Consider the following 19,797-nt stretch of genomic DNA (forward strand, 5'->3'; position numbering starts at 1 on the left):
CATGTCCATTACCTGGAACGACAGCGTCCCGATCTATCGCCAACTACGCGAACGCGTAGTGGCGATGATCCTGGACGGCGCCTTGAACGAGGGCGACCCGCTGCCGTCAGTACGCCAGGTGGCCGCGGATTTCCAAATCAATCCGCTCACCGTGTCCAAGGCGTACCAGGAACTGGTCGACGACCAACTAGTGGAAAAAAGGAGGGGGTTGGGCATGTTCGTTACCGATGGAGCGCGCGAGGCGCTGCTTAAATCCGAGCGCGAGCGCTTTCTGCGCGAAGAGTGGCCCGCACTGTATGCACGCTTGCAGCGCCTGGGGCTGGATCTGAAAACCCTGATGCGCGAAGCACAGACGGATGGGGAGGACCAATCATGAACGCGGTCGTCACCGCCAGCGGACTGAGCAAGCGCTACAAAAACACGCTTGCACTGGACAACGTCAGCTTCCAGATCCCCCCCGGCCGCATCGTGGGCTTGATCGGCCCCAATGGCGCGGGCAAGACGACGGCGCTGAAAGCCATCCTGGGTCTTACCGACTTTCAAGGACAGCTCAACGTATTGGGGCTGGACCCGCGCAGCCAGCGCGACAAGTTGATGGAAGAAGTGTGTTTCATCGCCGACGTCGCCGTGCTGCCGCGCTGGATCCGCGTACGTGAGGCGATCGATTTCGTCGCCAACATTCATCCGCGTTTCAACCGCGCCAAGTGCGAAGCCTTCCTCGCACGCACCAAGCTCACGCCCGATCAGCGCGTAAAGCAGATGTCCAAAGGCATGATCGTGCAGTTGCATCTTGCGCTGGTCATGGCGATCGATGCCAAGCTGCTGGTGCTGGACGAACCCACCCTGGGTCTGGACATTCTGTATCGCAAGCAGTTCTACCAGAACTTGCTTGAAGACTATTTCGACGAGAACAAGACGATCATCGTCACCACGCATCAAGTCGAGGAAATCGAACATATCCTCACCGATTTGATGTTCATCCGTGATGGCAAGATCGTGCTCAATACCGACATGGAAGCCATGGGCGAGCGCTTCGCCGAGGTGCTGGTGAATGGGGACATGGCCGCTACGGCGCGCCAGCTCAAACCACTGGACGAACGCCAAGTCTTCGGCAAAAGCATCTTCCTGTTCGACGGTGTCGATCAGGCGCAGCTCAAGGCCCTGGGTGAAATCCGCCGGCCATCGGTCAGCGACCTGTTCGTCGCCACCATGAAAGGGACCTACGCATGAACACGCTCTATTGGCTCGTCAAACGCGAATTCTGGGAACACCGCGGCGGCTTCATCTGGGCGCCGGTGATCACGGGCATCGTATTTTTGCTATTGAACGTGATGGGCATCATCACAGGCGAAGTACTGGGTTTTCGCCATGGCATCAACATCGGCGGAATGAATCACCAGGACATCGCCACAGCGCTCGCCTCGCTTGATGCCCATCAAACGGAAAAAGTCGGGCAAGCCCTGGACTTGGCCATGTTGTCATCGAGCTTCTTGATCAGCGTGGTGTTTGCCTTCGTGGTGTTCTTCTATTGCCTGGGCTCGCTTTATGACGACCGGCGCGATCGCAGCATGCTGTTCTGGAAATCGCTGCCGATTGCCGACTCATCCACGGTGCTTTCCAAAGTGATCGCAGCCGTGCTGATCGCGCCCATCATCGTGGTGATCTGCGGCGTACTCACCGGCATCGCCATGTTGCTGTTGTTCACCATCACGCTGTCGTTCCATGGCGTGAGCATGTGGACGCTGCTCACTCTGGCGCATCCGTTCCAAGTGATGTCGTTCCTGATCGGCAGCATTCCGGTCTACCTGCTGTGGGCTTTGCCTACCGTGGGCTGGCTGATGCTCTGCTCGGCCTGGGCCAAGAGCAAGCCGTTCCTGTGGGCAGTGGTGATTCCGGTGGCCATCGGCGTGGTGATCAGCTGGTTCAACCTGCTCGGTTCGGCTGATCTACGCAGCGGGTGGTATTGGAGCCACATCGCAGGCCGCGTCTTGCTGAGCGTGTTCCCCGGCGGCTGGCTGCATGATACGGCCGCCCGCCAGCTGGGCGAAAATCCGGATAACATCGGTCACCTCGCCGAACTGTCCAGTTCCTACGCTGCACTGGCTACGCCGGACATCTGGATCGGTGCGGTGGCGGGCATCGCCATGCTGGCCGGTGCTGTATGGTTCCGCCGCTGGCGCGACGATAGCTGAAACGTCTGGCCTGGGAACGTACGGTCAATGACTTCGGGGGAGATGTCATGAAGCATCAAAGGACCATCCTGCTGCTGGCCTTATGCACTTCCGTAGCAGCCTGCAACATGCCCGACTTCTACTTCCAGAACGGCAAAGTGTTGATGACCGGCAATCTGCTGACGCTGCACGTCAGCGGTACGCCGGATGCATCGATCGGCTCCTCCGGCGACTTGAGTATCGATGGCAAGCCGGTATCCATCACGCCCTCGCAGCGCGGCCTGCTGATGCTTTATTACCAGGGCGTGGAAGACGCCCGCGAACGCAGTACCGCCATGGGCAAGGCGGTGGCGGTGGCGGCCAAGGAAGCCGTCAAGCATTCGCTCAATGGCTCACTTGATCCCAGCCAGAAAAAGCAACTGGGCAGCAATGCATCCGCACAAGCCGATCAGCTCTCGCACACGCTTTGCCAGGACGAAGCCAACCTGACGACGATCCAGAATCAACTCGTCGCACAGATGCCCGCATTCAAGCCTTATGGTGCAATTTTCGATACGCGAAGCGTCGACGAATGCATCAAGGACGATAAGGATTAATCACATGAACAGCATCAGCACGCGTTGTTTGGCGACCGCCATCATGGCCTTGTGCGGCATGCTTGCCGGCTGCAACCACTCCGACCCGCACGAGATCACCATCATTCAGTCGGGCGGTCATATCACCTCGATCGACAGCGACATGACTGATCTGAGCCATGGCAGTATCCAGTTCGCTCAGGATCATGTGACGGTCCACACCGGCAATGCACCCGACGCGGTTATCCATGGCAACGGTGACCTTGAGATTGATCAGCGCCCGGTTACCGTCGACGCTGCCTCACGCACATTGCTCAAAACGTACTACAGCAATGCCCTGACGATCCGCAGCGACGCCATTGCGACGGGCAAAGCGGGGGTCGCGGTGGGCGAGCAAGCTGCAAAAAGCGTGCTGAAACGTCTTGCGAGCGGCCACCCCAGCGAGATTCAACACGACATCGACGCCAAAACCTCGCTGGTGAAAGCGGACGCCGCAAAGATCTGCCAGGACCTTCGCCTCACCAAGCAGAGCCAGGATCAACTCGCCACCAGCCTGCCCGCCTTCAAGCCATATGGCGCTGTCGTGGGCGATGATGACATCGACGAATGCACCAAGGACTCACAGGAATGATGAAGGGGCGCGCCATGAACTATCGACAGACCATAACGCTGATCGCGCTATGCGCCGCCGTCAGTGCCTGCAATACCAACGATACGTCCATGATGGATGGTGCTATCACGCTCAAGGACAATGTGGTTACCCTGCACGTCGATGGCAAACCGGACGCACTTATCGACGCGGGCGGCGCCCTGCAGATCGATGGCAAGCCGGTGGCCGTCACCTCTTCCGAGCGCGGTCTGTTGATGCTGTACGTGCAGTCTGTTCTGGACGTGCATCAGACCGGCCTGGACATGGGCAAAATCGGCGCGGGCATCGGCGCCAAGGAACTAAAGGATTCGCTCAACGGCAAATCCAAGGCCGAGAAGGACCAGGATGCCGAAGCAGGCACCGCGCAAATAAAAACGCTTGCCGGAAAAATGTGCCAGGACAAGGCGAGCATGAAGAGCGTGCAAGATCAGCTTGCCGCACAGCTGCCTGCTTTCAAGCCATACGGTCAAATCATAAGTGTCAGCGACGTCAATGAGTGCAAAGAAGACACCAACGAGAAATCAACGGACTGACACGTACAGCCACCGTGCTGCACCCATTTTCACGTGACGCCACACCCGCTTTCGCGGAAATGACAACCCTGGGGATGTGGCGGCATCAACCACCACCGCCGTGAACGCCACCTTTGGTCAATGCACGCGGGTCGAGCAGTTTCTCCAATTCGTCCTTGGACAAGCCTGATTTCTCCAGCGCCACATCCATGATGGGGCGTTTTTCTTTGTAGGCCTGTTTGGCGATCGCTGCGCCCTTTTCGTAACCGATTACCGGATTCAAAGCAGTCACCAAGATGGGGTTCATCGCGAGAGCCTCATTCACACGCTCGCTGTTCACACGGAACCCGGCGATGGCTTTATCGGCCAGCAGTCGCGATACGTTGGCCAGAATGTGAATGGATTGCAGCAAGTTGTAGGCAATGAGTGGCAGCATCACGTTGAGTTGAAAATTGCCCGATTGGCCTGCCACCGTGATGGCGGCATCGTTGCCGATCACTTGCGCGGCCACCATGGCCGTCGCTTCAGGAATCACCGGATTGACCTTGCCCGGCATGATGGATGAACCAGGTTGCAGCGCCGGCAATTCGATTTCGCCCAGACCCGCCAGCGGACCGGAATTCATCCAGCGCAGGTCGTTGGCGATCTTCATCAACGCCACCGCGAGCGTCTTGAGCTGGCCAGAAAGCTCCACCGCGGCATCCTGCGCCGCCATGCCTTCAAAATAATTGGGCGCCGAATCGAAACGCACATCGGTGAGTTTCTTCAGCTCGCGCGCCACGGCCGGCCCAAATTTGGGATCGGCATTGATACCCGTACCCACCGCCGTACCGCCAAGCGGCAACTGCCGCATGCGCTTGAGGCTGTCTTCGATGCGCGCCATGGACGCGTCAATCTGCGCCGACCAACCCGATAGCTCCTGGCCGAACGTGACTGGCATGGCATCCATCAGATGCGTACGGCCGGTCTTGGGTACGTTGCGCAATTCGCGCGCGCGCCGGTCAATGGCACGCCTGAGATGCTTCAACGCTGGCAGCAGTTGCTGGTGCGCGGTCAAGGTTGCGCTGACGTGGATCGTGGTGGGAATCACGTCATTGGAGCTCTGTCCGTAATTCACGTGATCGTTCGGATGCACTTTGGCACCGGCCTTAGTGGCCAGATGCGCAATCACCTCGTTGGCGTTCATATTGGTACTGGTGCCCGAGCCCGTCTGGAAGATGTCGATGGGAAACTGCGCGTCGTGCTGCCCCTCCGCCACTGCCAGTGCCGCCTTGCGGATGGCGCTCGCCTGCCCTTTCTTCAGATATCCCAGCGCCAGGTTGGCCTCCGCGGCGGCGGCCTTGACCAGCCCCAGTGCGCGGATAAACGCACGCGGCAGGTGCAGTCCGGAAATGGGGAAATTGTCGATCGCACGCTGGGTTTGCGCGCCATACAGCGCGTTGGCGGGCACCTTCAACTCGCCCATGCTGTCATGCTCGATGCGAAAACCGGCCATGGTCGTGCCTCGTTCGATGGGATCGGCAGACTATAAGCCCGCGAACGTTAGCGGCGGAGCAATGTAAAATAGGCCGTTCTGATCCCCTGGAAGCGTCGCCCGATGTCCACTCACGCCCTCACTGCCCTTTCTCCGCTGGACGGCCGCTATGCCGGCAAAACGGAGGCGCTGCGTTCGATCTTCAGCGAATTCGGCCTGATGCATCGCCGCGTGCATGTGGAAGTCGAATGGCTGCTGGCATTGGCCGGCGAAAAAGGCATCGTCGAACTGCCGCCCTTCACCGCCGAGCAGTCGGCCAAGCTCAAGGCCATTGCGGCCGACTTCAGCCTTGAAGATGGCGCACGCATCAAGACGATCGAAGCCATCACCAATCATGACGTGAAGGCGATCGAATATTTCATCAAGGAACGCATCGGCAACGATGAAACCCTTGCGCAGGCCAAAGAGTTCGTCCATTTCGCCTGCACCAGCGAAGACATCAACAATCTCTCGTACGCGCTGATGCTGCGCGATGCACGCATGCATGTGCTGCTGCCGTGGCTGGACAAGATCATCGCCACACTGCGCGGACTTGCGCACGCCAACGCCGATCTGCCAATGCTCTCGCGCACGCATGGACAAACCGCTTCACCCAGCACGCTCGGCAAGGAGCTGGCCAACGTGGTCGCGCGACTGGAGCGCCAGCGTACGCAGCTGGCGGCCGTGGCTATTCCCGGCAAGATCAACGGCGCGGTAGGCAACTACAACGCACATGCCGTGGCGTACCCGGACGTGGAGTGGCGTGCGTTCTCGCAGCGTTTCGTCAGCAGCCTGGGTCTGGATTACAACGCCTACACCACGCAGATCGAACCGCATGACGGCGTGGCCGAATATTGCGATGTCGCGCGCCGCGCCAACATCATCCTGATCGATCTGGCACGCGACGTGTGGGGCTACATTTCGCTCGGTTATTTCAAGCAGGCGTTGAAGGCGGGTGAAGTGGGTTCGTCCACCATGCCGCATAAGGTCAACCCGATCGATTTCGAAAATGCCGAAGGCAATTTCGGCCTCGCCAATGCATTGCTCGGCCATTTTGCCGAGAAACTGCCCATCAGCCGCTGGCAGCGCGACCTCACCGACTCCACCGTGCTGCGCGCACTCGGCACCGCGTTCGGCCACATGCTGGTGGCGCTGGAATCGTTGCAGAAGGGCCTCGGCAAGTTGAACGTGAATGCTGACCGGCTCGCTGCTGACCTGGACGCCAGCTGGGAAGTGCTGGCCGAAGCCGTGCAGACCGTGATGCGTCGCTACGGCTTGCCTGAGCCGTATGAGCAGCTCAAGGCACTGACGCGCGGTCAGGGCATCACGCGCGAATCCATGCGTCAGTTCATCAACGGCCTTGCGCTGCCCGACGATGCCAAGCAGCGGCTGCTTGAACTCACGCCCGGCACTTACACGGGCCTTGCCACCGATCTGGCCCGCGCGATCTAAGTTGCCGGACCGGACAATTCACGGTGCATTTGTCATGATGCACCCTGCCCGGTCCGAACGAGCATCATGGCGCCACTCTCAGAATTCCTGCTCTTCACCGGTATCGGTGCGCTCGCCCAATTGGTGGATGGCGCACTGGGCATGGCCTATGGCGTGACATCTGCGGGCATGCTGCTGGGGATGGGCATGGCACCGGCGCTGGCGAGTGCCAGTGTGCATTACGCGGAAACGTTCACGTGCGGCGCATCGGGTATCAGCCATTGGTGGGCCGGCAATGTGCAGCGGCGCTTGTTTTGGGCACTGGTCATACCGGGCGTTATCGGCGCAGTGGTCGGGGCGACGGCGCTGGCGCATATGCCATCGATCTGGATCCGCTATTTCCTCACGCCTTATCTATTGGCGATGGGCCTGTTCCTGGTCTTTCGCACCATGCGGCGCAAGGATCGCCGTACGGACGTGCCGCGCGGTACCCGCGTGCTGGGTTTCGTCGCCGGCGTGCTCGATGCCGCGGGCGGTGGCGGGTGGAGTGCGCTCACCGTCACCACGATGGTGGCGCGCGGACAGGAGCCGCGCATGGTGATCGGCAGCGTGCATCTGGCCAAGTGCATTGTAAGCCTCGCAGCTAGCATCACTTTTCTGCTCAGCATTGGTGAAAGCAAGCTGCACGTGGTGCTGGGCCTGATTCTCGGCGGCGTGATTGCCGCACCCTTCGGCGCATGGCTGGTGCGGCGGTTGCCGTCCCGCGTTTGCACGTTGATGGCCGGACTTACCGTGCTGGCGCTGGGCATCTACAACTTTTACCGGCTGTTGCGATAGCACCCCCCGGTGATAGGTCGGAGCCTCCCTAACGGGATAGCTCGCAGATCCAATTCACTTCCCAGCTGCGGCCGCCGTCCGGCGAAAACGATTGCTCCATCCGCGCGGCATGCGGCGAGATGTCCAGCCACATCCAGCGCACGAGGATCGGCCGCCCCTTGAGCATGATCTGGTTATAGAACTCGCCACGCTTGCCGTGGAACGCCCCGATCACGGGCGCCGCAGGATCGAGTTCACCGTTGTCCAGATCCAGCCCGTAGATGATCCATTGATGGGTCTGCGGGTTGTACATGCGCAGCGTCTGCGCCTTGAGGTGCTGCTTCCCATCGGTGCTGGTGACTTCGAACTGCTCGAAGTTCGCGTTGGTGTCCAGCAGCTTGTGATGATTGGAAATGCCGTTGTATTCCACCCACGTGTGTGAGCCGACCAGGCGGTCCGGCAGGCGTCGAACATGGGCTTTCCAATCCCCGATGAGGAAATCGAAATCGTGGGAACCGTCGCGCTGTGGCTGGGCGAATACCGCAGCAGTATCCGGAGCTGCGGACGCGTGCGTTTCGTCCGTTGCCAGGGCCGGCCCGGCTAGCGCCGTCATACATGCCACGCCCATGATCAACGACACAAGGAACCTCGGTACCGCCGATGTCGCCACAGCCACGCTCGCCTCCCGGTTTGGCCCCTTCCCGCCCAAGGCCCGATGGATTGTGATGGCCGAGGCTACGCTTCTCGCAAGGCGGATTCCATACAATGCTTGCCTATGACGCCCGCTCACCCTTCCCGCAAGCCGCTGCCGATTGAAGTGCGCGGCACCTCCCGGCTGCCGCTTGGCATGACGCCAACGCAATTCCTGCGCGATTACTGGCAAAAGCTCCCGCTGTTGATCCGCAATGCCTTTCCGGATTTCCAGCCGCCCATTCAACCGGACGATCTGGCCGGCCTGGCGTGTGAGGAAGGCGCACTCGCGCGCCTCATCCAACATGATGCCCATCGCGAGCGATGGCGCGTAAAAAGCGGTCCGCTGAGCGAAGGCGATTTCGCCAGCACGGGCGATACCAACTGGACCTTGCTGGTGCAGGACGTGGATAAGTGGGATATGGACGTCGCCGCCCTGCTCGACCACTTTCAGTTCCTGCCTAGCTGGCGCGTGGACGATGTGATGATCTCCTACGCCGAACCCGGCGGCGGCGTCGGCGCGCATGTCGATCATTACGACGTGTTTCTGCTGCAAGGATTCGGTCAGCGCCATTGGGCGATCAGCACGGATCCGGATGCGCCGAAGGATTTCCGCAGCGATGTCGAACTCAAGCAGCTACGGCACTTTGCGCCGACGCACGAGTGGCTGCTCGACCCCGGCGACATGCTTTACCTGCCGCCAGGCGTTCCACATGACGGCATTGCGTTCGGTGGCCCGTGCATGACGTTTTCCATCGGCATGCGCGCACCTTCGCAAGCGGAACTGGTAGGTGACCTCGCCGATTATCTTGCCGAGTATCTGCCAGAAGAACGGCGTTACGGCGACGCCGATCTCGCGCCAGCCAAACACGCGGGCGAAATCGACAAGGCAGCCTTGCAACGCCTGCGTGCCGCCGTGCCATTTGCCGCAACGTTGGATGACACCATGCTCGCGGACTGGTTCGGCCGCTTCATCACGCGTTATCGCACTGCGCAGACACCGATGGCACCCAGCAAGCCGCTTAGCGAGGCGGCTGTGCGCAAACAATTGGGAGAGGGCTATTCAATGCTGCGCCATCCATGGTCGCGCATGGCGTGGGCGCGGATCGGCAAGCAATGCATGCTGTACGCGAATGGCCATGCGTACCCGGCACCTGCCACATGGGCCATGCGCGTGTGTGCGGAACGTACCTTGTCGCCACCCTTCGATCTGACCGCCGATGCCCATGCGCTGCTGTTGGCATTGATCAATGATGGGCATCTGATCCTTCGACGCATTCGCGAGCGCCGCCGATGAATACACCCATTACTTCGCAAGAACAAAACGATGGCGTTCACGCGGTTAGCGGCCCCGGCGCCGTCGCCGATGTGCGCCTGCAATTGCTCCAGGCCACCCGCTACAAACTCGCTATCTATCTGCCCAACTTGCCGGCTACCGCGTTCAGTACATCTGAAGAGCTTGCCGAGCTGCGCCGCATTGGCATCTCCGGTCGTGGTGCGGAGATCCGCGTGGTGCTGGGCGATCCGGACACCGCGTTGCGTGAGGGACATCGTCTGATCGACCTCGCCCAGCGCTTGCCGAGCGTGCTGCGCATCCGCACGCCCATCGAGGAGGACCAGAACACGAACGAGGTCGCCAGCGCCTGGATGCTCAATGACACCAGCGGCTACCTGCTGCTTCCCGACGCCGATCGCTGGGAAGGCCGGGCCGCCCTGCGCGACGGCCCGGGACACGCGCCCCTGTTGCTGAAATTCGAACAAATCTGGGAACGCGCCCAGCCGGCCAGCGGTTTGCAGCCGCTAGGCTTGTAAACCGCGCGCTGAATACCCATCCAGGGGAGGCCTGCGGGTTTCCCCTCCGCGTTGGCCGTTGCCCCGTTCAAGTCGTTGTCCTGACTGGTCTGATGCCTGAACCGGCAATGCCGGCGCCGCTCTGCGTCGGCTTGCCGCGCTGCGGAATCGACAGGCTATAATTAACAGGATTTTTCGCCAGCGAACCGGGCCTACGACACGCCGGTCCGCTGAGGCTTCCCTTCCCTGCCGGTGGTGACGTGAGCACAAACCTGATCCGCGAGTTTTCCGAGTCCTCCCAACTCGCAGGCGGCAACGCCGATTACGTTGAATCGTTGTACGAAACCTGGCTTGCCGACCCTGAATCGGTACCAGCCGAGTGGAATACCTACTTCAAGACCTTCAAAGGCCGCGAGTCGGGGGACGTGTCCCACACCGCGGCCATTGCGCGTATAGAGGCCGCGCAAAAGCAGCGCCCCAACGGCGCAGCGGCGGCGGCCCCCGTCAGCGACGAGCACGCGCGCAAACAGGCAGGCGTGCTGCGTCTGCTGACGGCCTACCGCTCGCGCGGCCATCTGGCCGCCAACCTGGACCCGCTGGGCCTGGCGCATAAGATGGAAGCGCCAGACTTGACCCTGGGCTTCCACGGCCTGTCCGACGCCGATCTGGATACCGAATTCGACTGCGGCAACTTCGCTGGCGGCGGCCAGCGTATGAAACTGCGCGAACTGTTCTCACGCCTGAAGCGCGTCTACACGAATACGGTCGGCGCGGAGTTCATGTACATCTCCGACCACGCGCAGCGTAACTGGATCTACAGCCGCCTCGAGCAGGCCAACGGCAACGCCGGTCTCGACAAGGGCGCCAAGCAGCGGGTACTGGACGGCCTCACTGCCGCAGATGGCCTGGAGCGCTACCTGCACACCAAGTACGTCGGCCAGAAGCGCTTCTCGTTGGAAGGTGGCGACAGCCTGATCCCGATGCTCGACGACGTGGTGCGCGCCGCAGGCGACAACGGCATCAAGGACCTGGTCATCGGGATGGCCCATCGTGGCCGCCTCAACGTGCTGGTGAACATCCTCGGCAAGCCGCCGAAGACGCTGTTCAACGAATTCGAAGGCAAGTTCGAACACGCCGAAGACGATCCGGCCCACTCCGGCGACGTCAAGTACCATCTTGGCTTCTCCGCCGACGTGCGCACACCCAAGGGCGGTGTGCATGTGGCGCTGGCGTTCAATCCGTCACATCTTGAAATCGTCAATCCCGTGGTCGCCGGTTCCGTGCATGCACGCCAGATTCGCCGCAAGGATACCGAGCGCACGCAATCGCTGGCGGTGCTGATCCATGGCGACGCCGCGCTCGCAGGCCAGGGCGTGAACATGGAATTGTTCAACATGTCGCAGGCGCGCGGCTTCAAGATCGGCGGCACACTGCACATTGTGGTGAACAACCAGGTGGGCTTCACCACGTCCAATCCGCAGGACGCCCGTTCCACGCTGTATTGCACCGATCTGGCCAAGATGGTCACCGCGCCGGTGTTCCATGTGAATGGCGACGATCCGGAAGCGGTGATCCAGGTCACCCGCCTGGCTTACGAATTCCGCAAGCAGTTCCGCAAGGACGTGATGATCGATCTGGTGTGCTACCGCCGCCACGGTCACAACGAAGCGGACGAACCGGCGGCCACGCAGCCGGTGATGTACCAGATCATCCGCAAGCGTCCGCCTGCGCGCGAACTTTACGCGCAACAGCTGGTAAAGGAAGGCCTGCTCGCGGACGGCGATGCGCAGAAGCAGTTCGACGCCTACCGCGACCGTCTCGAAGCCGGCGCCGCGATGACCGATCTGCACCCGTCGCTGACCAAAGACGTGGAAGTGGATTGGAGCCAATTCATCGGCAAGAAGCTCGCGACGCAGGTAAAAACCGGCATCGCCAAAGACAAGCTGGTCGAGCTGGCCAACCGCATCCTCACCATTCCCAACGACGTGACGCTGCAATCGCGCGTGGCCAAGATCTATGACGACCGCCGCAAGATGACCAGCGGCGAACTGCCGGGCGATTGGGGCTTTGCCGAAAATCTCGCATACGCCACATTGATCGACGAAGGCCACAACCTGCGCCTGGTCGGGCAAGACGCCGGTCGCGGTACGTTCTTCCATCGCCATGCTGTGCTGCACGATCAGAAAGACGGCCGCACCTATATGCCGCTGGCCAACCTGCGCGCGGATGCCAACGTCGAAGTAATCGACTCGCTACTCAGCGAAGAGGCCGTGATGGCCTTCGAATACGGCCACGCGACCACCGATCCCTACACGCTCAACATCTGGGAAGGTCAGTTCGGCGACTTCGCCAATGGCGCGCAGGTGGTGATCGATCAGTTCATTAGTTCCGGCGAAGCCAAGTGGGATCGCCTGTGCGGTCTGGCGTTGTTCCTGCCGCATGGTTACGAAGGCGCGGGCCCGGAGCACTCTTCCGCACGCCTGGAGCGCTTCCTGCAGATGTGCGCGCTGGAAAACATGCAGGTCTGCGTGCCCACCACCCCGGCGCAGGATTTCCACATGATCCGCCGCCAGATGCTGCGTCCGGTGCGCAAGCCGCTGATCGTGATGACGCCCAAGTCGCTGCTGCGTCACAAGCTGGCTGTGTCCACGCTCGACGAATTGGCCAATGGCAGCTTCCAGCTGGTAATCGGCGAGCATCGCGATCTGCCGGCGAAGAAGGTCAAGCGCGTGGTGCTGTGTTCGGGCAAGGTCTATTACGACCTGCTGGAAGAAGCTGAAAAGCGTGGCATCGCCGATGTAGCGATCGTGCGCGTGGAGCAGCTCTATCCGTTCCCGCGTCCGGAAGTGACGGCCGAACTGGAAAAGTATCCTTCCGCCAAGGAAGTGATCTGGTGCCAGGAAGAGCCGATGAACCAAGGCGCGTGGTTCCAGATCCGCCATCATCTGCAGGCGTGCGTCGGCAGCAAGCAGAGTCTTTCCTATGCCGGTCGCGCGCGTTCACCCGCGCCTGCCGCCGGTCACCTCAACGATCACATCGCCGAACAGGCCGCGCTGGTTGAGCAGGCGCTGGTCGCGCCCGTTGGCCCCGATCACTCAGCAGAATAAATGTCCAAGGATTAGCCATGTCTATTGAAGTCAAAGTCCCCGTTCTGCCCGAGTCCGTGTCCGACGCCACCATTGCCACCTGGCACAAGAAAGCCGGCGATGCCGTGAAGCGCGACGAAAATCTGGTCGATCTGGAAACCGACAAGGTCGTGCTGGAAGTGCCCGCACCGGTCGACGGCGTGCTGAAGGAACTGAAGTTCCAGGTCGGCGACACCGTGAACAGCCAGCAGGTGATCGCAGTGATCGAAGAAGGCGCCGTGGCCGCGGCACCTGCGCCTGCCGCCGCAGCCCCCGCTCCGGCTGCTGCAGCGCCGGCACCGGCCGCTCCGAAGGCTGCCGCAGCGGGTACGTCGGATCTTTCCCCGGCCGGCCTGCGCGTGGCCACCGAACAGAACATCGATCCGTCCAAGGTCGCCGGCACCGGTCGCGATGGCCGCGTCACCAAGGAAGACCTGGTCAACTACGGCAAGGGTGGCGCTCCCGCAGCCGCTGCACCGGCCGCGGCGCCGACGCCGGGTTCGCGTCCGGAAGAGCGTGTGCCGATGACGCGCATCCGCGCCCGCATCGCCGAGCGCCTGATGCAGTCGAAGAACTCCATCGCGATGCTCACTTCGTTCAACGAAGTGAACCTCGCCGAAGTGTCCAAGATGCGCAAGACGCTGGGCGAGCAGTTCGAAAAAGCCAACGGTGTGAAGCTCGGCTTCATGAGCTTCTTCGTGAAGGCTGCCGCCGAAGCGCTGAAGCGTTATCCGATCGTCAATGCCTCCGTCGACGGCAACGACATCATCTATCACGGCTATCAGGACATCTCCATCGCCGTGGCTACCGAGAAGGGCCTGGTGACGCCGGTACTGCGCGACGTGCAGAACATGAGCTTCGCCGACGTCGAGCGCGGCATCGCCAACTACGCCAAGAAAGCACGTGAAGGCAAGCTGGGCCTCGACGATCTGCAAGGCGGTACGTTCACCGTCACCAACGGCGGAACGTTTGGCTCGCTGCTGTCGACACCGATCGTCAACCCGCCGCAGAGCGCGATTCTTGGCATGCACACCATCAAGGAGCGTGCGATCGTCGAGAACGGCCAAGTGATCGCCGCCCCGATGATGTATCTGGCGATCTCCTATGATCACCGCATCATCGACGGCAAGGACGCGGTGCTTTTCCTGGTCGACATCAAGAATCAGCTCGAGAATCCGCAGCGCATGCTGCTGGGCATGTAATGCCGTGATCTGGGCGAGGGCGCGTTCAACGCCGCCCTCGCCGCTTTGCTGAAGCAAGCCCCTTTCGAAATCCCTTACGCGCCGCCATATACGGCACGATCCGCTCCCCAGGAACCTCGAACCATGAGCGAAAAATTCGACGTCATCGTCATCGGTGCCGGCCCCGCCGGTTATGTCGCTGCCATTCGTGCCGCCCAGCTTGGCCTCAAGACCGCCTGCGTGGATGCATTCGTCGGCAAGGATGGCAAGCAGGCGCTCGGCGGCACCTGCCTCAACGTAGGTTGCATCCCGTCCAAGGCGCTGCTCGACTCATCCAAGCAGTACTACAACCTGGCGCACAACCTGCCGGCACACGGCATTAGCGTGGAGAACGCCAAGGTGGACATGTCCACCTTCATCGGCCGCAAGGACAAGATCGTCAAGCAGTTCACCGGCGGCATCGGCCAGCTGTTCAAGGCAAACAAGGTCACTCCGTTCTTCGGCAAGGGCAAGCTGCTGAAGGGCAACACTGTCGAGATCACCGGCAGCGACGGCAGCAAGCAGACGATCAGCGCCACCAATGTGATCCTCGCTTCCGGCTCGGTGCCGATCGAGTTGCCGTTCGCCAAGTTCGACGGCAAGTACATCCTCGACAACGCCGGCGCGCTGGACATCAACGAAGTACCCAAGCGCCTGGGTGTGATCGGTGCCGGCGTGATCGGCCTGGAACTGGGCAGCGTGTGGAACCGCCTGGGTTCGCAAGTGACCATCCTCGAAGCGCTGCCGGATTTCCTGTCCGTTGCCGACCAGGACATCGCCAAAGTCGCCAAGAAAGAATTCGAAAAGCAAAACCTCACCATCAAGCTCGGCGCCAAGCTCACCAAGGCGGAAATCAAGAAGAACGAAGTGGTGCTGTCCTATGAAGACAAGGATGGCGCACACGACCTCACCGTCGACAAGCTGCTGGTGGCCGTCGGTCGTCGCGCGTACACGGAAGGTCTCCTGGCGGCCGACACCGGCGTACAGCTGGACGAGCGCGGCCGCATCAAGGTCGACGAACACAACCACACTGGCGTGGATGGCGTATGGGCCGTCGGTGACGCCGTGCGCGGCCCGATGCTTGCGCACAAGGGTTCCGAAGAAGGTGTGGCAGTCGCCGAATGGATCGCCGGCAAGGCCGGTCACATCAACCTGGACACGGTGCCGTGGGTGATCTATACCGAACCGGAAATCGCCTGGGCCGGCAAGACCGAGAAGGAACTGAAGGAACTGGGCATCCCCTACAAGGTTGGCAGCTTCCCGTTCGCCGCCATCGGTCGAGCGGTGGCCATGAACGAGGCCATCGGCCAGGTGAAAGTGATCGCCCATGCCGAAACCGATCGCCTGCTGGGCGTGCACATGGTCGGCCCGGGCGTATCCGAGCTGATCGCCGAGGCCGTGGTGGCGATGGAATTCAAGGGTTCCGCTGAAGATCTGGCGCGCATCGTCCACGCCCATCCGACGCTCTCCGAGGCCGTGCACGAAGCGGCGTTGTCGGTCGACAAGCGCGCCATTCACAAAGGCAACTGAAGCGTCATGCCATGATGAAAAGCGGCCCGCTCGTGGCGACATGGGCGGGTCGCCTTATTTGAAGCTTCCGTAACCTTTATTGCCGTTGCGCCGGCCTTCGCCGGAATGACGAGCTAAAAAAAGCGAGCCCATCAAACCATGCCCCAACCCACCGCACTTTGCGTCTATTGCGGCTCCCAAAGCGGCCATCATCCGATCTATCTCGAAACCGCACAGGCCTTCGGACAGGAACTCGCGCAACGCGGCATCACGCTGGTGTACGGTGGCGGCAAGGTGGGGTTGATGGGTACGGTGGCCAATGCCGCGCTCGCCAGCGGCGGCAAGGTGATCGGCGTGATTCCGCGCCAACTCGTCGAGCGCGAAGTGGCGCATACGGGTTTGAGTGAGCTGGTGGTGGTCGACACCATGCATCAACGCAAGACACGCATGTTCGAGCTTTCCGATGCGTTTGTGGCGTTACCTGGCGGCTTCGGCACGATGGATGAGATGTTCGAAATGCTCACCTGGGCACAGCTCGGTTTGCATCGTTATCCGTGCGCTTTTCTCAACACGCAGGGCTATTACGATCACCTGCGCGGAATGATGGATCATATGGTCGCCGAAGGTTTTGTCTCGCATGTTCGCCGCGACGACATATGGTTTGGCGACTCCACGCGCGAACTGTTCGAATGGATGCATCGTGATCATGCAAACTCTGCATCACACGGTATCGATGCGTCCAGCATCAAGGCATGAGGCTTACGGCCATGACGACGCTCCAAGCGTTCCGCATTCACAATGATGCCAACGGCTATCGCGGCGGCATCGAAACCATGCACACCGACACACTCAGCGCCGGCGAAGTGCTGGTGAAAGTGGCCTACTCGTCGGTGAATTACAAAGACGCGCTGGCCGGGACGGGCAAAGGCAAGATTCTTCGTCACTACCCGCTCAACGGCGGCATAGATGCTGCAGGTGTGGTGGTCGCATCCAGCGATCGGTCGTTCAAGGAAGGCGACAAAGTGCTATGCACCGGCAGCGGCCTCTCCGAAATACGCGATGGCGGCTACGGCCAATACATCCGTTTGCCTGCACAGTGGGCCATTCCCCTGCCCGACGGCCTGAGCCTGCGTGAAAGCATGATCTTGGGAACGGCCGGCTTTACCGCGGCACTGTCATTGCTGCGCATGCAAGACAACGGTCAATCGCCCGCGCTTGGCCCCATTGCGGTCAGCGGTGCCAGCGGTGGCGTTGGCATGCTGGCCATCGACATCTTCACGCGCGCCGGTTACCAAGTGCATGCCATCAGCGGCAAGGCGGCACATTTTGATTTTCTGCGCGGCCTGGGCGCAGTCGAATGCATCGATCGCCACCAGCTCACCTTCAGCGGCAAGCCAATGGATTCAGCGCGCTTTGGCGGTGTGCTGGACAATGTCGGCGGCGCGATGCTCACCGGCTTGCTGCCCCTAATTGTGCCTTACGGCAACCTCGCCCTGTGCGGCAACGCCGGCGGTGTCCCCTTCGAAAGCACCGTAATGCCCTTCATCATTCGCGGCGTCAGCCTGCTGGGTATCGCATCCGCGGGCACCGCCCGCGATATTCGCGACCGGGTGTGGCACCATCTGGCCAGCGACTGGAAACCTTGCCATTTTGACCGGATCGCCACCCGGGAAATCGCGCTGGAACAGCTTCCGGAGGTATTCGAGCGTATGCTGTCCGGCGATTCGTTTGGCCGTACGATTGTGCGCGTCGCCAACGTTTGATGCGCTGGTGCTTGGAAGCAACGTTCGCGCGACTTAGAATTAACGAAACGACTAGGGGATTCCCACCTTATGGCACGCATTCTGATTGTCGACGATTCTCCGTCGCAGCTCCTCGGTATCAAGCGCATCGTCGAGAAGCTCGGCCATGAAACGCTGACCGCCGAAGACGGTGCCGCAGGTGTCGCCGTGGCGAAGCAGGAAAAACCCGCGCTCATCCTGATGGACGTGGTCATGCCCAACCTCAATGGCTTCCAGGCCACGCGCACCATCAGCAAGGATCCGGAAACCGCGCATATTCCCATCGTGCTGGTAACCACTAAGGATCAGGAAACCGACAAGGTGTGGGGCATGCGCCAGGGCGCAAAGGCTTACGTCACCAAGCCCATCAAGGAAGAAGAATTGGTGGCTGTCCTGAAAGAACTGCTACCGGTCTGATTTCCCATCCATTTACGCAAACGGCGCCTTGAAGGCGCCGTTTGCGTTTGGTGCATCACGAATGTCTTCAGAGACGCGGGTCGTAATGCGGAAACTGGGCGCGCAACGCTTCGTAGGCTTGGCGTTGTGTCTCGCCTTCCGCCGCGGGCACCCGGATCGACACCTCCACAAGCTGATCGCCCGGCGTGGGCCCTGGCAGGCCACGACCTTTCAACCGCAGCTTGCGCCCTGATTGCGTACCGGCCGGAATGCGAAGGTCGACCGTCCCGGCCAGGGTGGGCACCGGTACCGTCGCCCCCAGCGCGGCCTCCCACGGGCTCACCGGCAAGATGTGCAGCACGTTGCGACCCTCCAGCTTGAAGCGCGCATCGTCGCGGATGCCCACTTCCAGCAGCAGGTCGCCGCCCGGCCCACCACCTGCGCCCGGGTGGCCCTGGCCACTGAGCCGGATCACCTGTCCTGGCTGAATACCGGCGGGAATCTTCACTTCCAGCACACGGTCCTGACCGCTTCCATCATCCAGGCTCAGACGCGTACGGCCGCCATTGAAGGCCGTCGGGAGGTCGATCTGCACCTGCGCGTGCGCATCACGCCCACGGCGCGCACGCGGGGCGTGGCGGGCCGCCCCGGAGCGACCAAATAGGCTCTCGAAGAAATCGCTGAAGTCGCCCTCGCCGGTGTCGCCAAAGTCGAAACCTTGCCCCTGTCCCCAATTCGGCGGCGGTCGGAACTGTTCGCCAGGACGATAGCCGCCTGCGCGCAACTGATCGTAGGCGCGACGCTTTTCGGTATCGCGCAGCACTTCGTTGGCTTCGTTGATCGCCTTGAACTTATCTTCCGCGCCCGCTTCCTTGTTCTTGTCCGGATGGTATTTGCGCGCGAGCTTGCGATAAGCCGTCTTGATGTCGGCCTCGCTCGCATCGGGCTTTACGCCCAGCGTGTCGTAATAGTCTTTGAACTCCACTGCAACTCCTTATCCAACACAGACAGCCCACCACGGATCATGGTCCGTGGCGAGCTGTTGACGCAATATTTTTAATGATGCGGCAGGTACGCTTACTGCGCGTGGATAGCGATGCGACGCGGTGCCTTTTCCGCCTTCTTCGGAATCACGATTTCCAGCACACCGTGCTTGCCAGTAGCGCTGATGGTGTCGGCATCGGCACTATCGGGCAAGGTAAAACGGCGATGGAAGCTTCCGTGCGCACGCTCCACGCGGGTGAAACGGCCGGTCTGCTCGTTCCTCTCGACGGCACGCTCGCCCTTGATGGTGAGAATGCCTTTTTCCATGTTCACTTCGATATTGGCAGGATCCACGCCGGGCACGTCCACGAAGATCACGAACCGCTGGTCTTCTTCTTTGATGTCTACACGCGGCGCCCACTGGCTGGTGACCGTGTTGGAGGCGTCTCTTTCATCATTCTGGAAAAAGCGCTCGAAAGCCTGGCGGACGTCGGCTGGGAATGCGCCGGTGGCGCTCCAAAGTGTATGGCGACTGGTATTCATGGTGATTTCCTCAATAGGTTGCGGCGTATTTCCCGCTTGACAAGCAGATAAGCTCTCGCCCGGACGGTTTCAAGGCGACATGCCACCGGAC

The 19,797-nt window shown here is 61.1% G+C and carries 20 protein-coding genes; 16 read left to right on the forward strand and 4 right to left on the reverse strand.

The genetic code is table 11. The features are described from left to right. Nucleotide 1: 1 nt before the first annotated feature. From DWU98_RS13725 to DWU98_RS13750, 6 genes are read left to right on the forward strand one after another with little or no spacing between them, the layout of a single operon-like run. On the forward strand, nt 2-376 hold the full coding sequence (locus tag DWU98_RS13725) for a GntR family transcriptional regulator (protein WP_115496125.1): 375 nt from the start codon (nt 2-4) through the stop codon (nt 374-376). Beyond that, nucleotides 373-1,230 (forward strand): ABC transporter ATP-binding protein, encoded by an 858-nt coding sequence (locus DWU98_RS13730; protein WP_115496126.1) that lies wholly within the window; start codon nt 373-375, stop codon nt 1,228-1,230. Before DWU98_RS13725 ends, DWU98_RS13730 begins: the two co-directional genes overlap by 4 nt. After that, complete coding sequence (locus tag DWU98_RS13735; RefSeq protein ID WP_115496127.1) at nt 1,227-2,192, forward strand: ABC-2 transporter permease; 966 nt, start codon at nt 1,227-1,229, stop codon at nt 2,190-2,192. The genes DWU98_RS13730 and DWU98_RS13735 overlap by 4 nt, the downstream gene beginning before the upstream one ends. Before the next feature lie 47 nt (nt 2,193-2,239). Continuing rightward, nucleotides 2,240-2,767, forward strand: a complete 528-nt coding sequence (locus DWU98_RS13740) for a YggN family protein (protein WP_115496128.1) — start codon at nt 2,240-2,242, stop codon at nt 2,765-2,767. Nucleotides 2,768-2,771: 4 nt separating this feature from the next. Then, nucleotides 2,772-3,377, forward strand: a complete 606-nt coding sequence (locus DWU98_RS13745) for a hypothetical protein (RefSeq protein WP_115496129.1) — start codon at nt 2,772-2,774, stop codon at nt 3,375-3,377. Nucleotides 3,378-3,391: 14 nt separating this feature from the next. Further along, entirely contained in the window at nt 3,392-3,928 is a 537-nt protein-coding gene (locus DWU98_RS13750; RefSeq protein ID WP_147293324.1) for a hypothetical protein, read from the forward strand. An 85-nt stretch (nt 3,929-4,013) separates the two neighbouring features. Here DWU98_RS13750 and DWU98_RS13755 read toward each other — a convergent pair whose 3' ends face one another. Continuing rightward, nucleotides 4,014-5,402 (reverse strand): class II fumarate hydratase, encoded by a 1,389-nt coding sequence (locus DWU98_RS13755; protein ID WP_115496131.1) that lies wholly within the window; start codon nt 5,400-5,402, stop codon nt 4,014-4,016. A gap of 102 nt (nt 5,403-5,504) precedes the next feature. Here DWU98_RS13755 and purB point away from each other — a divergent pair, with 102 nt between their 5' ends. Beyond that, entirely contained in the window at nt 5,505-6,872 is a 1,368-nt protein-coding gene (purB, locus tag DWU98_RS13760; RefSeq protein WP_115496132.1) for an adenylosuccinate lyase, read from the forward strand. A 66-nt stretch (nt 6,873-6,938) separates the two neighbouring features. Beyond that, nucleotides 6,939-7,688: a sulfite exporter TauE/SafE family protein gene (locus DWU98_RS13765; RefSeq protein WP_115496133.1), complete on the forward strand. Its 750-nt coding sequence runs from the start codon at nt 6,939-6,941 to the stop codon at nt 7,686-7,688. A gap of 28 nt (nt 7,689-7,716) precedes the next feature. On the opposite strand, the gene DWU98_RS13770 is transcribed toward DWU98_RS13765, so the two are convergent. After that, the gene (locus tag DWU98_RS13770) at nt 7,717-8,280 is read right to left on the reverse strand and encodes a hypothetical protein (RefSeq protein ID WP_115496134.1); all 564 of its coding nucleotides are present in this window, start codon (nt 8,278-8,280) and stop codon (nt 7,717-7,719) included. A gap of 162 nt (nt 8,281-8,442) precedes the next feature. Between DWU98_RS13770 and DWU98_RS13775 the strand changes: the two genes are divergently transcribed. The 8 genes from DWU98_RS13775 (at nt 8,443) to pilH (ending at nt 18,200) form a co-directional block, all read left to right on the forward strand. Then, nucleotides 8,443-9,654: a cupin domain-containing protein gene (locus DWU98_RS13775; protein ID WP_115496135.1), complete on the forward strand. Its 1,212-nt coding sequence runs from the start codon at nt 8,443-8,445 to the stop codon at nt 9,652-9,654. Beyond that, complete coding sequence (locus DWU98_RS13780; protein WP_230474851.1) at nt 9,651-10,169, forward strand: DUF7931 domain-containing protein; 519 nt, start codon at nt 9,651-9,653, stop codon at nt 10,167-10,169. The genes DWU98_RS13775 and DWU98_RS13780 overlap by 4 nt, the downstream gene beginning before the upstream one ends. 239 nt (nt 10,170-10,408) lie before the next feature. Further along, the gene (locus tag DWU98_RS13785) at nt 10,409-13,255 is read left to right on the forward strand and encodes a 2-oxoglutarate dehydrogenase E1 component (RefSeq protein ID WP_115496136.1); all 2,847 of its coding nucleotides are present in this window, start codon (nt 10,409-10,411) and stop codon (nt 13,253-13,255) included. 17 nt (nt 13,256-13,272) lie between these two features. Beyond that, nucleotides 13,273-14,475: a 2-oxoglutarate dehydrogenase complex dihydrolipoyllysine-residue succinyltransferase gene (gene odhB / locus DWU98_RS13790; protein ID WP_115496137.1), complete on the forward strand. Its 1,203-nt coding sequence runs from the start codon at nt 13,273-13,275 to the stop codon at nt 14,473-14,475. A 123-nt stretch (nt 14,476-14,598) separates the two neighbouring features. Continuing rightward, entirely contained in the window at nt 14,599-16,023 is a 1,425-nt protein-coding gene (gene lpdA / locus DWU98_RS13795) for a dihydrolipoyl dehydrogenase (RefSeq protein ID WP_115496138.1), read from the forward strand. Between the two features lie 138 nt (nt 16,024-16,161). After that, nucleotides 16,162-16,758 (forward strand): LOG family protein, encoded by a 597-nt coding sequence (locus DWU98_RS13800; RefSeq protein WP_115496139.1) that lies wholly within the window; start codon nt 16,162-16,164, stop codon nt 16,756-16,758. Nucleotides 16,759-16,769: 11 nt separating this feature from the next. Beyond that, entirely contained in the window at nt 16,770-17,765 is a 996-nt protein-coding gene (locus DWU98_RS13805; protein ID WP_115496140.1) for a YhdH/YhfP family quinone oxidoreductase, read from the forward strand. A gap of 69 nt (nt 17,766-17,834) precedes the next feature. After that, entirely contained in the window at nt 17,835-18,200 is a 366-nt protein-coding gene (gene pilH / locus DWU98_RS13810; RefSeq protein WP_115496141.1) for a twitching motility response regulator PilH, read from the forward strand. 67 nt (nt 18,201-18,267) lie between these two features. Here the strand turns inward: pilH and DWU98_RS13815 are convergent, their stop codons facing one another. Together DWU98_RS13815 and DWU98_RS13820 are read right to left on the reverse strand one after the other, a co-directional pair. Continuing rightward, complete coding sequence (locus DWU98_RS13815; RefSeq protein ID WP_115496142.1) at nt 18,268-19,164, reverse strand: DnaJ C-terminal domain-containing protein; 897 nt, start codon at nt 19,162-19,164, stop codon at nt 18,268-18,270. A gap of 92 nt (nt 19,165-19,256) precedes the next feature. Then, nucleotides 19,257-19,706, reverse strand: a complete 450-nt coding sequence (locus DWU98_RS13820) for an Hsp20/alpha crystallin family protein (RefSeq protein WP_115496143.1) — start codon at nt 19,704-19,706, stop codon at nt 19,257-19,259. Nucleotides 19,707-19,797: the final 91 nt, after the last annotated feature.

This window comes from Dyella monticola (genome assembly GCF_003363155.1).
GTDB lineage: Bacteria > Pseudomonadota > Gammaproteobacteria > Xanthomonadales > Rhodanobacteraceae > Dyella_B > Dyella_B monticola.

What these genes read in the sequence shown, in the direction of transcription:
- DWU98_RS13725 (WP_115496125.1), top strand. Translation starts at nt 2, where the DNA reads ATGTCCATTACCTGGAACGACAGCGTCCCGATCTATCGCCAACTACGC.
- DWU98_RS13730 (WP_115496126.1), top strand. Translation starts at nt 373, where the DNA reads ATGAACGCGGTCGTCACCGCCAGCGGACTGAGCAAGCGCTACAAAAAC.
- DWU98_RS13735 (WP_115496127.1), top strand. Translation starts at nt 1,227, where the DNA reads ATGAACACGCTCTATTGGCTCGTCAAACGCGAATTCTGGGAACACCGC.
- DWU98_RS13740 (WP_115496128.1), top strand. Translation starts at nt 2,240, where the DNA reads ATGAAGCATCAAAGGACCATCCTGCTGCTGGCCTTATGCACTTCCGTA.
- DWU98_RS13745 (WP_115496129.1), top strand. Translation starts at nt 2,772, where the DNA reads ATGAACAGCATCAGCACGCGTTGTTTGGCGACCGCCATCATGGCCTTG.
- DWU98_RS13750 (WP_147293324.1), top strand. Translation starts at nt 3,392, where the DNA reads ATGAACTATCGACAGACCATAACGCTGATCGCGCTATGCGCCGCCGTC.
- DWU98_RS13755 (WP_115496131.1), bottom strand. Translation starts at nt 5,402, where the DNA reads ATGGCCGGTTTTCGCATCGAGCATGACAGCATGGGCGAGTTGAAGGTG.
- purB (WP_115496132.1), top strand. Translation starts at nt 5,505, where the DNA reads ATGTCCACTCACGCCCTCACTGCCCTTTCTCCGCTGGACGGCCGCTAT.
- DWU98_RS13765 (WP_115496133.1), top strand. Translation starts at nt 6,939, where the DNA reads ATGGCGCCACTCTCAGAATTCCTGCTCTTCACCGGTATCGGTGCGCTC.
- DWU98_RS13770 (WP_115496134.1), bottom strand. Translation starts at nt 8,280, where the DNA reads ATGACGGCGCTAGCCGGGCCGGCCCTGGCAACGGACGAAACGCACGCG.
- DWU98_RS13775 (WP_115496135.1), top strand. Translation starts at nt 8,443, where the DNA reads ATGACGCCCGCTCACCCTTCCCGCAAGCCGCTGCCGATTGAAGTGCGC.
- DWU98_RS13780 (WP_230474851.1), top strand. Translation starts at nt 9,651, where the DNA reads ATGAATACACCCATTACTTCGCAAGAACAAAACGATGGCGTTCACGCG.
- odhB (WP_115496137.1), top strand. Translation starts at nt 13,273, where the DNA reads ATGTCTATTGAAGTCAAAGTCCCCGTTCTGCCCGAGTCCGTGTCCGAC.
- lpdA (WP_115496138.1), top strand. Translation starts at nt 14,599, where the DNA reads ATGAGCGAAAAATTCGACGTCATCGTCATCGGTGCCGGCCCCGCCGGT.
- DWU98_RS13800 (WP_115496139.1), top strand. Translation starts at nt 16,162, where the DNA reads ATGCCCCAACCCACCGCACTTTGCGTCTATTGCGGCTCCCAAAGCGGC.
- DWU98_RS13805 (WP_115496140.1), top strand. Translation starts at nt 16,770, where the DNA reads ATGACGACGCTCCAAGCGTTCCGCATTCACAATGATGCCAACGGCTAT.
- pilH (WP_115496141.1), top strand. Translation starts at nt 17,835, where the DNA reads ATGGCACGCATTCTGATTGTCGACGATTCTCCGTCGCAGCTCCTCGGT.
- DWU98_RS13820 (WP_115496143.1), bottom strand. Translation starts at nt 19,706, where the DNA reads ATGAATACCAGTCGCCATACACTTTGGAGCGCCACCGGCGCATTCCCA.